Here is a 14,129-nt window from a genome sequence, read left to right as displayed (position 1 = left end):
TAGCTGCGATGATGTTCAAACCGCTTTCTGCCAGTACTTTTGCGCCCAGCTCAGCGTTGTTGCCTTCAAGGCGAACAACCGGGATTTTCACGCCGACTTCTTTCACGGCGCCGATGATGCCTTCGGCAATCATGTCGCAACGAACGATGCCGCCGAAGATGTTGACCAGTACTGCAGCGACATTGCTGTCGGACAGAATGATCTTGAACGCTTCGGTCACGCGCTCTTTGGTCGCGCCGCCGCCAACGTCCAGGAAGTTGGCTGGCTTGCCGCCGTGCAGGTTGACGATGTCCATGGTACCCATGGCCAGGCCAGCACCGTTGACCATGCAGCCAATGTTACCTTCCAGTGCCACGTAGTTCAGTTCGAACTTGGCAGCGTGGGCTTCACGTGGGTCATCTTGCGATGGGTCGTGGAAAGCCTTCAGCTTGGGCTGACGGTACATGGCGTTGGCGTCGATGTTGATCTTGGCGTCCAGGCAGTGCAGATCGCCGTCAGCCTTGATCACCAGCGGGTTCACTTCCAGCAGGGCCAGGTCGTGGTCCTGGAACAGCTTGGCCAGACCGGTGAAGATCTTGGCGAACTGAGCGACTTGCTTGCCTTCCAGACCCAGCTGGAATGCCAGATCGCGACCCTGGAATGGCTGAGCGCCAACCAGTGGGTCGATGGTGGCTTTGAGAATCTTCTCAGGCGTGTCGTGAGCGATTTTCTCGATGTCCACCCCACCTTCGGTGGAAGCCATGAACACGATACGACGGCTCGAACGATCGACTACAGCGCCCAGGTACAGCTCTTTGGCGATGTCAGTGCAGGATTCAACCAGGATCTTGGTGACCGGCTGACCGTTGGCATCAGTCTGGTAAGTGACCAGACGCTTGCCCAGCCACTGGGCAGCGAACGCAGCTGCGTCTTCTTTGCTCTTGACCAGCTTGACGCCGCCAGCCTTACCGCGACCACCTGCGTGAACCTGGGCTTTGACGACCCACTCGGCTCCGCCGATCTTGTCGCACGCTTCTGCTGCTGCTTCCGGGGTGTCTACTGCGAAGCCTTTGGATACTGGCAGGCCGTATTCAGCAAACAGCTGCTTACCCTGATACTCGTGAAGATTCATGCTTTTTACCGTCTTCGTTAGGTACTGCGCTTCGGTGCTGCTCGTCCAGGCGTGCCGCACCACCTGTGACCGCTTCTCCTGACGATTATCCGGCCATCACCGAAGTCATGACCTGACCCTTGTCAGGAGTTCGAGTCCAACGGACCTTCCGCGGCACGCCTTGCGAGCAAGGCCTGCGACGGGCGGTCCGCCGTGGTTTTTTCTTAGCGTTTCTTCTTGTTCTGAATGTGGATGGCGTGGCCATTCACAGCCAGCGCTGCTTCGTGCAGAGCTTCGGACAGGGTCGGGTGCGAGAAGACCATCATGCCGATGTCTTCAGCGCTGGTGCCGAATTCCATACCGATAGCGCCCTGCTGGACCAGTTCAGCAGCGCCTGGGCCAATCACGTGTACACCCAATACGCGGTCGGTCTTGGCGTCCGCGATGACCTTGACGAAACCGCCAGTGTCGTTGGCCGCCATTGCACGGCCGCTGGCCGCGAACGGGAACTGACCGACGTTGACTTCAACGCCTTCGGCTTTCAGGGTCTGCTCGGTTTTACCGACCCACGCGATTTCCGGGTGGGTATAGATAACCGAAGGGATCAGGTCGTAGTTCATCTGGGTCTTGTGACCCTTGATGCGCTCAACCACCATGATGCCCTCTTCCGACGCTTTATGCGCCAGCATCAGACCACGAACCACGTCACCGATCGCATAAACGCCAGGCACGCTGGTTTCGCACTGATCGTTGACGAAGATGAAGCCGCGCTCGTCGATGTCGACGCCGCTGTCGGCTGCCAGCAGATCGGTGGTAACCGGACGACGGCCTACCGCAACGATCAGGCGGTCGAACGTGATGTTCTGCTCACCGTCTTTGTCGGTGTAGTTGACGACCACTTCGTTGCCGTTGACTTTCGAACCGGTGACGCGAGCGCCCAGTTTGATGTCCAGACCCTGCTTGGTGAAGGTCTTCTGTGCTTCTTTGGACACGGCTTCGTCAGCGGCTGGCAGGAACTTCTCCAGTGCTTCCAGAACGGTGACCTTGGAGCCCAGACGGGACCATACCGAACCCAGCTCCAGACCGATCACGCCAGCACCGATCACGCCCAGACGCTCTGGTACTGCCTGGAATTCCAGGGCGCCAGTGGAGTCGACGATGACGTTCTGGTCGACCGGAGCCGGTGGAATGTCGATCGGACGGGAACCGGACGCCAGGATGATGTTGTCGGCTTCGATCACTTCAGTGGTGCCGTCAGGCTTGGTCAGCTCGACTTTCTTGCCGGCCAGCAGTTTGCCGTGACCTTGCAGAGAAGTGACGCCGTTGGCCTTGAACAGGCTGGCAACGCCGCCGGTCAGGCCTTTGACGATCTGCGACTTGCGACCGACCATGGCCGGTACGTCCATCTTCACGTCGCCCGAGATCGAGATGCCGTGAACGTTGAACTGGTTTTTCGCTTCATAGAACTTCCAGGAGCTGTCCAGCAGCGCCTTGGACGGAATACAACCTACGTTCAGGCAGGTACCGCCGAGGGCCAGCTTGCCCTCTTTATCCTGATACTTCTCGATGCAGGCAGTCTTGAGACCAAGTTGCGCAGCCTTGATGGCGGCAACATAACCGCCAGGGCCTGCGCCAATCACTACCACGTCGAATTTCTGGGACATAACAAAGTTCCTTGTTAGCTGCGAGCTTGAAGCTGCAAGCCACAAGCCGGACTGCGCTGATTTGCAGCACCGGCTTGCCACTTGTTCATAGGGGCGAAACTGTACACCTCAAACTGCACGCTGGTCTGCTTCCAAAGGAAGTTTTCAGCCTGCAGCATGGAGATGCCTCTTAGATGTCCAGCAACAGACGAGCCGGATCTTCCAGCAGGTTCTTGATGGTCACCAGGAAGGTCACAGCTTCTTTACCGTCGATCAAGCGGTGATCGTAGGACAGAGCCAGGTACATCATCGGACGGATCACAACCTGACCGTTGATCGCCATCGGGCGTTGAACGATGTTGTGCATGCCCAGAATGGCCGCTTGTGGCGGGTTCACGATCGGGGTCGACATCATCGAACCGAAAGTACCACCGTTGGTGATGGTGAAGGTACCGCCAGTCATCTCGTCGATGGACAGTTTGCCGTCACGGGCTTTCTTGCCGAAAGTGGCGATGCCGCCTTCGATTTCAGCCAGGCTCATCTGCTCGGCGTTACGCAGAACCGGAACCACCAGACCGCGGTCGCTGGAGACGGCAACGCCGACGTCTGCGTAGCCGTGGTAAACGATGTCGGAACCGTCGATCGACGCGTTGACTGCCGGGAAGCGCTTCAGCGCTTCGGTAGCCGCCTTGACGAAGAACGACATGAAGCCCAGACGCACACCGTTATGGCTCTTCTCGAACAGGTCCTTGTACTTCGAACGCAGCGCCATGACTTCGGTCATGTCGACTTCGTTGAAAGTGGTCAGCATGGCCATGGTCGATTGAGCTTCAACCAGACGCTCGGCAACCTTGGCACGCAGACGGGTCATCGGCACGCGCTTCTCGGTGCGGTCGCCAGCGGCGAAAACAGGCGCAGCAGCAGCTGGAGCTGCGGCAGGCTTGGCAGCAGGTGCGGCGGCCGGAGCGGATTTCTTCGCTTCGATGGCAGCCACCACGTCTTCTTTGGTGACACGACCGTCTTTGCCGGTGCCTTTGATGCTGGACAGCGCGATGCCGTTTTCTTCAGCCAGCTTGCGGGCAGCGGGGGCGCCGATGGCGTCTTCGTCAGCAGCGGCAGCAGTAGCGGCTGGCGCGGCAGCAGGAGCAGCGGCCGGAGCAGCAGCGGCAGCCGGAGCAGCCGATGCAGTGGCGCCTGCGTCCAGGGTTGCGATCAGTTCGTTGGACAGGACAGTGTCGCCCTCGCCCTTGACGATGGAAGCCAGCACGCCGTCTGCTTCGGCCAGCACTTCGAGCACGACTTTGTCGGTTTCGATGTCGACCAGCAGTTCGTCACGCTTAACCGCTTCACCCGGCTGTTTGTGCCATTTGGAAATGGTGCCGTCGGCAACGGATTCCGGGAAAGAGGGGGCTTTGATCTCAATAGCCATTGTCTGTAATTCCTTAATTCGGTTTCTAGTGCGCGAAGGCGTTAAACAGTGAACGCGTCTTGCAGCAGTTTTTCCTGCTGTTCGGCGTGCATCGAAGCGTAGCCACAAGCAGGCGCAGCGGAAGCATCACGACCGGCATACTCAAGCACCAGATTGCGGTTGTGATTGCCGATGCTACGGCGCAAGTGATGCTGGCTGCTGTACCAGGCGCCCTGGTTCATCGGCTCTTCCTGACACCAGACCACATTGGTCAGGTTGGTGTAAGGCGCGATGGCCTCCATCAGGTCGTCTTCCGGGAACGGATAGAGCTGCTCGATACGCACGATGGCGATATCTTCGCGGCCTTCGGCACGGCGTTTTTCCAGCAGGTCGTAGTAGACCTTGCCACTGCACAGGACCAGGCGGGTCACTTTTGCCGGATCGAGGGTATCGATTTCCGGAATGACCGTCTGGAACGAGCCTTCGGCCAGATCTTCCAGGGTCGAGATCGCCAGTTTGTGACGCAGCAGGGATTTGGGCGACAGCACAACCAGCGGTTTGCGCAGCGGACGAATCACCTGACGACGCAGCAGGTGGTAGATCTGAGCCGGGGTAGTCGGCATGCACACCTGAATGTTGTGCTCGGCGCACAGTTGCAGGTAGCGCTCCAGACGTGCCGATGAGTGCTCCGGACCCTGACCTTCGTACCCATGAGGCAACAGCATGGTCAGACCGCACAGACGGCCCCACTTGTGCTCGCCGCTGGTGATGAACTGGTCGATCACGACCTGTGCACCGTTGGCGAAGTCACCGAATTGAGCTTCCCAGATCACCAGCGCGTTCGGCGTGGTGGTCGAGTAGCCGTATTCGAATGCCAGCACTGCCTCTTCCGACAGGAAGGAGTCGTACAGTTCGAATTTGGGCTGACCGGCGAACAGGTTCTGCAGCGGCAGGTAGACGCTGGCGTCCTTCTGGTTGTGCAGCGCAGCATGGCGGTGCGAGAAGGTGCCACGACCTACGTCCTGGCCGGTGATGCGCACAGGATGGCCTTCGAACAGCAACGTGGCGTAGGCCATGGTTTCTGCGTAGCCCCAGTTGATCGGCAAGCCACCGGCCTGCATCTTCTGGCGGTCTTCGTAGATCTTCTGAACCTGACGCTGAACCACGAAGCCTTCCGGCAGCTCCATCTGTTTGGCAGACAGCTCTTGCAGGGTCTTGAGGTCGAAACGGGTGTCGTGACGCGCGGTCCAGGCGTGGCCCAGGTACGGACGCCAATCGACGAACAGTTCCTTGTTAGGCTCTTTGACCAGGCTCTTGACCACGTGCATGCCGTTGTCCAGTGCACTGCGGTACTCATCGACCTTGGCCTGAGCGCCTTCAGCGTTCAGCACACCGGCGGTGGCCAGTGCATCGGCGTACAGCTCACGGGTGGTGCGCTGCTTGGCGATCTGCTGATACATCAGAGGCTGAGTACCGCTTGGTTCGTCGGCCTCGTTGTGGCCGCGACGACGGTAGCAGACCAGGTCGATGACCACGTCACGCTTGAACTGCATGCGGTAGTCGATCGCCAGTTGGCTGACGAACAGCACCGCTTCCGGGTCATCGCCGTTCACGTGCAGGATCGGGGCCTGAATCATCTTGGCAACGTCGGTCGCGTACTCGGTGGAGCGCGAGTCCAGAGGATTGCTGATGGTAAAGCCGACCTGATTGTTCACCACGATGTGGATGGTACCGCCGGTCTTGAAGCCGCGGGTCTGCGACATCTGGAAGGTTTCCAGAACCACGCCCTGACCTGCGAACGCAGCGTCACCGTGGATGGAAATCGGCAGCACTTTCTCGCCAGTGGTGTCGTTACGACGGTCCTGACGAGCGCGCACCGACCCCTCGACCACAGGAGAAACGATCTCCAAATGGGACGGGTTGAATGCCATCGCCAAGTGAACTTCGCCACCGGTGGTCATGACGTTGGACGAGAAACCCTGGTGGTATTTCACGTCACCGGAGCCCAGCTCGACCTTCTTCTTGCCTTCGAACTCGTCGAACAGCTCGCGCGGGTTCTTGCCAAAGGTGTTGACCAGCACGTTCAGACGACCACGGTGGGCCATGCCGATGACGATTTCCTTGGTGCCGTAGGAACCGGAACGCTGGATCAACTCGTCCAGCATCGGGATCAGGCTTTCGCCACCTTCCAGACCGAAACGCTTGGTGCCCGGGTATTTGGTGCCCAAGTACTTTTCCAGGCCCTCAGCCGCGGTGACGCGCTCGAGCAGATGGCTCTGAATGTCGGCGGAGTAAGCTGGACGGCCACGCACGCTTTCGAGGCGCTGCATGAACCAGTTGCGCTGGTTGGAATCGACGATGTGCGTGAACTCGGCGCCGATGGTGCGGCAATATGTCTTCTGCAAAGCGTCGACGATTTCGCGTAGGCTCGCTTCCTCCTTGCCGATGAACAGGTCTCCGGCACGGAAGGTGGTATCGAGGTCAGCGTTGGTCAGACCGTAGTGGTCGATCGACAGGTCAGCTGGCGCAGTACGCTTCCACAAACCCAGCGGATCGAGCTGCGCACCCTGATGGCCGCGCATACGGTATGCCTGGATCAGTCGCAGCACTTCGACTTGCTTCTTCTCGTGTTCACTGCTCACGCTACCGGCAGAGACCGGCTGTGCGCGACGCTGGTTCTTGCCCAGCAACACGAAATGATCGCGAACCGTAGAGTGCGATACATCGGTGACAGTGCTGCCATCTGCCGGCAGCGTCTGGAAGTAGGTGCGCCATTCTTCTGGCACAGCGTTAGGGTCGTGCAGGTAGAGCTCATAAAGCTCTTCCACATAGGCAGCGTTACCACCTGAAAGGTGGGCGCTGTTCCACATGCGCTGCATCACGCTTTCTTGCATGCTTGGTCACCCTCGGTTAGGGGACACCATCAGCGTCGATGGCCCGGGCAAACTCGAAAGTCCATACAACGACCGCTTCAGGTCGTCGAGTGCACCAAGTCGCCAAGGATCGCGCAGATAGCCCGGGTACCAGCCCGGATGCCCCTGCTGGTCTCATTTCTTCAAAATAAGAGCCGCAGCCTGATGGCCGTTGCTCAGGTTTAAACCACGACGTGGGCTGTTGCCTGTGCCGCAGCGTTTACGGGTACAACATTTTCAAATACTGCAGTGCATCGATGCCACAAGGTGCAACGAACCGGCCCGTGACATGCACGGGCCAGAACATTAGATACCGCTGGTCAGAAGCATGCTGCGAACGTGACCGATAGCCTTGGTTGGGTTCAGGCCTTTCGGGCAAACGTTCACGCAGTTCATGATCCCTCGGCAACGGAACACACTGAACGGGTCGTCCAGCGATGCCAGACGCTCCTGGGTCTTGGTGTCACGGCTGTCAGCCAGGAAACGATAGGCTTGCAGCAGGGCAGCTGGACCGAGGAACTTGTCCGGGTTCCACCAGAACGAAGGGCAGGAAGTCGAGCAGCAAGCGCACAGGATGCACTCGTACAGACCGTCCAGCTTCTCACGTTCTTCAGGCGATTGCAGACGCTCGATGGCCGGAGCCGGCGTATCGTTCTGCAAGAATGGCTTCACCTTCTCGTATTGCTTGTAGAAGATGCTCATATCGACGACCAGGTCACGAATGACCGGCAAACCAGGGAGCGGACGCACCACCAGCTTGTTGTTCTTCACCACGGCAGACAGCGGCGTGATGCACGCCAGGCCGTTTTTGCCGTTGATGTTCATGCCGTCAGAACCGCAAACGCCTTCACGGCACGAACGACGGTAAGAGAAACCTTCGTCCTGCTCTTTGATCAGCGCCAGCACGTCCAGAACCATCAGGTCCTTGCCACCGGTATCGACGTCGAACACCTGAGTTTTAGGTGCCGAGTCGGTGTCGGGGTTGTAACGATAAACTTCGACTTTCAACATAGCAGCCACCCTTAGTAAGTCCGGACTTTTGGTTCGAACGCCGGAACGGTCTTCGGCGCGAAGTTGACGGCACGTTTGGCAACGCGCTTGTCACCCGGGTAGTACAGGGTGTGGCACAGCCAGTTGACGTCATCACGGTCTTCGAAGTCTTCACGGGCGTGAGCGCCGCGGGACTCGGTACGGGTGTTGGCAGCGATCGCGGTGGCTTCAGCGACTTCCAGCAGGTTTTGCAGCTCCAGCGCTTCGATACGCGCGGTGTTGAAACCCTGGGACTTGTCGTTGATTTTCACGTTGGCGATACGCTCGCGCAGGCCCGCCAGTTGCTCGATGCCCTTCTCCATGTATTCACCGGTACGGAATACACCGAAGTAGTTCTGCATGCAGCTCTGCAGCTCGCGCTTCAGGCTGGCAACGTCTTCACCTTCGGTACGGCTGTTCAGCGCGTTCAGACGGTTCAGCGCGACATCGATGTCGGTATCGCTGGCGTCGGCGTATTCGATGCCGTCGCTCAGCGCTTTTTCCAGGTGCAGACCGGCGGCGCGGCCGAACACGACCAGGTCGAGCAGCGAGTTGCCGCCCAGACGGTTGGCACCGTGGACCGATACGCACGCCACTTCACCTACGGCGAACAGACCTGGAATGATCTGGTCGTTGCCTTCGGCGTCCATGGTGATCGCCTGACCGTGGATGTTGGTGGCAACGCCGCCCATCATGTAGTGGCAGGTTGGAACGACAGGAACCGGAGCGACGACAGGGTCGACGTGGGCGAAGGTCTTGGACAGTTCGCAGATACCTGGCAGGCGGCTGTGCAGCACTTCCTCACCCAGGTGATCCAGTTTCAGCAGCACGTGATCCTTGTTCGGACCAACACCGTTACCGGCGATGATTTCTTTAACCATGGAACGCGCAACCACGTCGCGACCTGCCAGGTCTTTCGCGTTCGGCGCATAACGCTCCATGAAGCGCTCGCCGTGAGCGTTGATCAGGTAGCCACCCTCACCGCGGCAGCCTTCAGTGACCAGTACACCTGCGCCAGCAATGCCGGTTGGGTGGAACTGCCACATTTCAATGTCCTGAACTGGAACACCCGCACGCAACGCCATGCCGATACCGTCACCGGTGTTGATCAGGGCGTTGGTGGTGGAGGCGTAGATACGGCCTGCACCGCCGGTGGCCAGAACGGTAGCCTTGGACTTGATGTACATGGTTTCGCCGGTTTCGATGCAGATCGCGATCACGCCGACGAAGGCGCCTTCGGAGTTCTTCACCAAATCGACGGCGTAGTACTCGTTCAGGAAGGTGGTGCCCGCTTTCAGGTTGCCTTGATACAGGGTGTGCAGCAGCGCGTGACCGGTACGGTCGGACGCCGCGCAAGTACGGGCAGCCTGACCGCCCTTACCGAAGTCCTTGGACTGACCACCGAACGGACGCTGGTATATACGACCGGTTTCGGTACGGGAGAACGGCAGGCCCATATGGTCCAGCTCGAAAACCGCGGCCGGGCCTTCCTGACACATGTATTCGATAGCGTCCTGGTCACCGATGTAGTCGGAACCCTTGACGGTATCGTACATGTGCCAGCGCCAGTCATCGTTCGGGTCGGCCGAAGCGATGGCACAGGTAATACCACCCTGGGCGGACACAGTGTGGGAGCGGGTCGGGAAGACCTTGGTGACTACGGCGGTCTTATGGCCGCCCTGAGCCAGCTGCAAGGCAGCGCGCATGCCCGCGCCGCCACCACCAATGATGATGGCGTCGAAGGAAAGAGTCTTGATGTTAGCCATGAATCAGATACCCCAAAGAATCTGCACACCCCAGACGAAGTACGCGAACATCACGATGCCGCAGAACGCCTGGAACAGGAAACGCACAGCCAGCGCCGACTTGCCGAAGCTCATTGGCGTCAGGTAGTCGGTCGCAATGGTCCACATGCCGACCCAGGCGTGAGCGCCCAGAGCAACGAGGGCCAGCAGACTGAAGATGCGCATTCCGTTATGGGAGAACAGGCCATGCCACTGGGCGTAATCGAGGCCCGGGTGCACAACGATGTATCCGATCAGGAAAATGAAATAAGCCGCGAGCACTACGGCGGAGACGCGTTGCGCCATCCAGTCATAGAGGCCCGAACGAGACAGGTTCGTAACGCTGGTTACCATATCCAAACTCCCGCCAGAACGATCAACACCACGGAAACGGCGATGACGATTTTCGAGCCCAGCTTTCCGCCTTCCAGCGTCTCACCGACACCCGAATCCATGATCAGGTGACGAACGCCCGCCACCAGGTGATACAACAGGGCAGACAGCAGCCCCCATGCGATGAACTTGGCCAGAGGACTGGTCAAGGTCGCCTTCACATCGGCAAAGCCTTCTTCGGAACCCAGCGATTTGCCCAATGCGTAGAGCATGAAGGCGATGCCGACGAACAGAATGATGCCGGAGATGCGGTGAAGGATCGACGTGATCGCGGTGATGGGGAGTTTGATGGTCCTTAGGTCTAGGTTTACAGGTCGTTGGCTATTCACGGCTTTTTTTCACACTGAAGAGCCCCTAGGAATCAGGGCAAGTTGTTGGGAAGTGCACTGGTCAGGTACCCACTACCCAGGAAGTGACGACCCCCAGAAAAACAGGCTTGCAAGCCCCTGGCGGTCGGGTGCCGAGTATAGACAGTTAGCCAACTAATGACAACGCACACGCCCTCCCCTAATGGCGGATTGCATTAGCGGAATAAAAGGCGTAAATGGCAGGGAATTTCGCGGAAAACCGTGGGTTAAAGCCTTCTGCTACAAGACTTTTGGCAAATTGACTTTAGAATTTATCTCACTATAGTGATGCGGGCCCTGCGTGGGGGGCCTGTCTGATGATTTGAAGCATAAATAGGAGGCCACATGGCTGACAAAAAAGCGCAGTTGATCATCGAGGGCGCTGCCCCCGTCGAGCTGCCCATTCTGACCGGCACCGTTGGTCCCGATGTAATCGACGTACGCGGCCTGACCGCCACCGGACGCTTCACATTCGACCCAGGCTTCATGTCGACCGCCTCATGCGAATCCAAGATCACCTACATCGACGGTGACAACGGCATTCTGCTGCACCGTGGCTACCCGATCGAGCAACTGGCCGAGCAGTCCGACTACCTCGAAACCTGCTACCTGCTGCTCAATGGCGAACTGCCAACTGCCGAACAGAAAGCCCAGTTCGTCGGCAACGTGAAAAACCACACGATGGTTCACGAGCAACTGAAGACCTTCTTCAACGGCTTCCGCCGCGACGCCCACCCGATGGCCGTCATGTGCGGCGTTGTCGGCGCCCTGTCCGCGTTCTACCACGACTCACTGGACATCAATAATCCGCAACACCGCGAAATCTCGGCGATTCGCCTGGTCGCCAAGATGCCGACCCTGGCCGCCATGGTCTACAAGTACTCCATGGGCCAACCCATGATGTACCCGCGCAATGACCTGAGCTACGCGGAAAACTTCCTGCACATGATGTTCAACACGCCGTGCGAGATCAAACCGATCAGCCCGACGCTGGCCAAGGCCATGGACCGGATCTTCATCCTCCACGCCGACCACGAACAAAACGCATCGACCTCGACCGTGCGCATGGCCGGCTCTTCGGGCGCCAACCCGTTCGCCTGTATCGCCGCCGGTATCGCTGCACTGTGGGGACCTGCTCACGGCGGCGCCAACGAAGCCGTACTGACCATGCTCGATGAAATCGGCGATGTGTCCAACATCGACAAATTCATTGCCAAGGCCAAGGACAAGAACGACCCGTTCAAGCTCATGGGCTTCGGTCACCGCGTTTACAAGAACCGCGACCCACGCGCCACCGTGATGAAGCAGACCTGCGACGAAGTACTGCGCGAGCTGGGCATCACCAACGATCCGCAACTGGAACTGGCCATGCGCCTCGAAGAGATCGCTCTGACCGATCCGTATTTCATCGAGCGCTCGCTGTACCCGAACGTCGACTTCTACTCGGGCATCATCCTGAAGGCGATCGGCATTCCAACCAGCATGTTCACCGTGATCTTCGCCCTGGCACGCACCGTTGGCTGGATCTCGCACTGGAAAGAAATGCTCTCCAGCCCGTACAAGATTGGCCGTCCGCGCCAACTGTACACAGGCGAAACGCCACGCGACATCAAGCCCTTGGCTGAGCGCAAGTAAGCGATACGACCAACGAAAAAGGCTGCCACTGGCAGCCTTTTTTTTGTTTGCGCAGAAGCTGTAACAGCTACTTGGCAGCCGCACGCTCGCGCAATGCTTTCAACGTATTGAAAGGCGCATCGACTACAAATTTGTTCGCCAACCACGACGGAACACTGCCACCCGGCTCGGTGTGCACCTGATACGTCACTTCCGTTTCGTTCGGACCCTTTGGCACCAACTTCCAGAAGCCCTCGACCTGAGCTACACGGACAAAGCCTTTTTCTTCCGGAATGTACGCAGGCTGCCCCAACAGGTTCCGCGTCACACTCCCATCTGCACCCTCAACCGTGGTGATTTGCAGAACAGAATCACGAGGCGTGACAGGCCATGGCGTGTTGAACTGGGTGTATGTCCACGTTTTGTCACCATCGTGCTTGAGCACTTTTTGCAGCTTGCACTCGTGCACCCACGAACAAGCCCCAGCCACATCCTCTTGCAGAGCGCGCAACTTGGCGACACTGGCCCCGATTGTGGTAACACCCTGGTACGCCTTGTATTGCGAGCCCGCAACATCACTCAACGATACCTTGATGCCATCCTCATTCTTGGCGACCTTCCAGTCATCAGCCTGAGCAGCACTCATCACCAGTACAGTCATGCCAAGACCTAATGCAATCCGGTACAGAGAACCCATATCTTATTCCTTATTGTCGGTAGTTCCGATGCGTCAATTGCGCACACACGTGCGTCAAGCGACCGATGTGGCCTGCTCCCACCAACCGATCAAGCGAATAGCCTCCTCGGAGCTGTCGCCACACACTTCGGGATCCGCCGCAAACCCGCCGCACACCAAAGGCCGATCAGGCTGACCGAAGATCATGCACAGCATGTCGACCGACAACTGCACACAACGTTCTCCTGTCGGCTTGCCGTGGGGCATGCCAGGGATGGGCGACGAGATGGAGGGCGCGATGCAGCAAGCGCCACAGCCCGGACGGCATTCCATGAAGGCATTCTCTTGAAGATCGATGAGAGACCGCTGGATCTTAACCGCTGAAACGCGCGTTTGAAAACGCAGCGTTTTCGGCAATCACCAGAGATTTACTGTTTGAATTTGAAATCCAGCGCAGCGCCGTCAACTTCCTTGCGCGCCTCGTTACGCAGTTGCAGCTCCATTTCATTGCTCAACAAGCGCCCCTGTAGCTGGAAGTCCGAAGGGGCTTCGCTGTCAGGAAACATTTTGGGTAGCAACGGTTTGCCGCCCACGGGCTGGGCTTTTGTCTTGCCGTTGGCCGTGATGACGTTGGCAGGAGGATTGAGCTGCTTGACCATGTCGGGCGGCAAACTCAAGTCCAGAGACGCCTTTGGCAATCGAGTGTCCTTCACCACTTGAGCGGGCGTTTTACTCTTGCTGGCCACGGGTGCGCGGTTCGCCACCTCGGCGTTATCCGCTTTAACCTTGGCGGATTTGGCGTTCACACTGGGCGTCTTCTGTTCGATCGCAGCCGCCTTGGCGGGCGTCGTGGCCTTCTTTGCCACATCGGTCTTCGCGGGATCGGCTCGGGTGTTCGCAATGACAGGCACGACATTCACGTTGGGCTTGAGCTCATGCACCACTGGCGCCGACTCCGGCGCCTTTTGAACCGACACAGCAGCTTCAGGAGCCTTGTCAGCAGGCACCACCGCAGGTGCTTGCGCAGCCACCTTTGGGGGCGGCGCAGGCGACTTGTCAGCGTCACATCCACTGAGAAACACCCACATCAAAAGACCGACACATCGCAGTGAATTCATAATTGAACGGCAGAAAAATAGGCGGAAGCCAATATGCTGGCTCTTTGCAGGATCGCTGACAAGTGAAGGCCTTGTCAGCGACCTCGTTATAAAGTGGAAAACGCCCGGCGGCACG

General features: G+C 58.5%; 12 protein-coding genes. 1 reads left to right on the top strand and 11 read right to left on the bottom strand.

The features are described from left to right. The 8 genes from sucC to sdhC form a co-directional block, all read right to left on the bottom strand. Positions 1-1,111: ADP-forming succinate--CoA ligase subunit beta (gene sucC / locus ACI2KB_RS09040; protein WP_404633540.1), on the bottom strand; the 1,111-nt coding region annotated here is incomplete at its 3' end. Positions 1,112-1,314: 203 nt separating this feature from the next. Then, positions 1,315-2,754 carry a dihydrolipoyl dehydrogenase gene (lpdA, locus tag ACI2KB_RS09035; protein WP_404633538.1) on the bottom strand — a complete coding sequence of 480 codons (1,440 nt, stop codon included), beginning with the start codon at positions 2,752-2,754 and terminating at the stop codon, positions 1,315-1,317. A gap of 169 nt (positions 2,755-2,923) precedes the next feature. Beyond that, positions 2,924-4,162 (bottom strand): 2-oxoglutarate dehydrogenase complex dihydrolipoyllysine-residue succinyltransferase, encoded by a 1,239-nt coding sequence (odhB, locus tag ACI2KB_RS09030; RefSeq protein ID WP_404633536.1) that lies wholly within the window; start codon positions 4,160-4,162, stop codon positions 2,924-2,926. Positions 4,163-4,203: 41 nt separating this feature from the next. Further along, positions 4,204-7,035 (bottom strand): 2-oxoglutarate dehydrogenase E1 component, encoded by a 2,832-nt coding sequence (locus tag ACI2KB_RS09025; RefSeq protein ID WP_404633534.1) that lies wholly within the window; start codon positions 7,033-7,035, stop codon positions 4,204-4,206. Between the two features lie 324 nt (positions 7,036-7,359). Continuing rightward, positions 7,360-8,064, bottom strand: a complete 705-nt coding sequence (locus tag ACI2KB_RS09020) for a succinate dehydrogenase iron-sulfur subunit (RefSeq protein ID WP_108238738.1) — start codon at positions 8,062-8,064, stop codon at positions 7,360-7,362. 11 nt (positions 8,065-8,075) lie between these two features. Then, the gene (gene sdhA / locus ACI2KB_RS09015; RefSeq protein WP_404633532.1) at positions 8,076-9,848 is read right to left on the bottom strand and encodes a succinate dehydrogenase flavoprotein subunit; all 1,773 of its coding nucleotides are present in this window, start codon (positions 9,846-9,848) and stop codon (positions 8,076-8,078) included. 3 nt (positions 9,849-9,851) lie between these two features. Beyond that, positions 9,852-10,220, bottom strand: a complete 369-nt coding sequence (sdhD, locus tag ACI2KB_RS09010) for a succinate dehydrogenase, hydrophobic membrane anchor protein (protein WP_404633530.1) — start codon at positions 10,218-10,220, stop codon at positions 9,852-9,854. Then, a complete protein-coding gene (gene sdhC / locus ACI2KB_RS09005; RefSeq protein WP_404633528.1) occupies positions 10,214-10,588 on the bottom strand; it encodes a succinate dehydrogenase, cytochrome b556 subunit in 375 nt (124 codons plus the stop codon). The genes sdhD and sdhC overlap by 7 nt, the downstream gene beginning before the upstream one ends. A gap of 363 nt (positions 10,589-10,951) precedes the next feature. On the opposite strand from sdhC, the gene gltA reads away from it, so the two are divergent. Beyond that, positions 10,952-12,241, top strand: a complete 1,290-nt coding sequence (gene gltA, locus ACI2KB_RS09000; RefSeq protein WP_404633526.1) for a citrate synthase — start codon at positions 10,952-10,954, stop codon at positions 12,239-12,241. Between the two features lie 67 nt (positions 12,242-12,308). On the opposite strand, the gene ACI2KB_RS08995 is transcribed toward gltA, so the two are convergent. From ACI2KB_RS08995 to ACI2KB_RS08985, 3 genes are all read right to left on the bottom strand, one after another. Further along, positions 12,309-12,917 (bottom strand): START domain-containing protein, encoded by a 609-nt coding sequence (locus ACI2KB_RS08995; protein ID WP_404633524.1) that lies wholly within the window; start codon positions 12,915-12,917, stop codon positions 12,309-12,311. Between the two features lie 54 nt (positions 12,918-12,971). Next, entirely contained in the window at positions 12,972-13,229 is a 258-nt protein-coding gene (locus tag ACI2KB_RS08990) for a YkgJ family cysteine cluster protein (protein WP_404633522.1), read from the bottom strand. A 95-nt stretch (positions 13,230-13,324) separates the two neighbouring features. Continuing rightward, a complete protein-coding gene (locus ACI2KB_RS08985; protein WP_404633520.1) occupies positions 13,325-14,128 on the bottom strand; it encodes a translation initiation factor 2 in 804 nt (267 codons plus the stop codon). Position 14,129 lies beyond the last annotated feature (1 nt).

Origin of the sequence: Pseudomonas sp. NPDC088444 (genome assembly GCF_044900175.1) — a bacterium.
GTDB lineage: Bacteria > Pseudomonadota > Gammaproteobacteria > Pseudomonadales > Pseudomonadaceae > Aquipseudomonas.
This window is presented reverse-complemented; position numbering and strand designations above follow the sequence as displayed.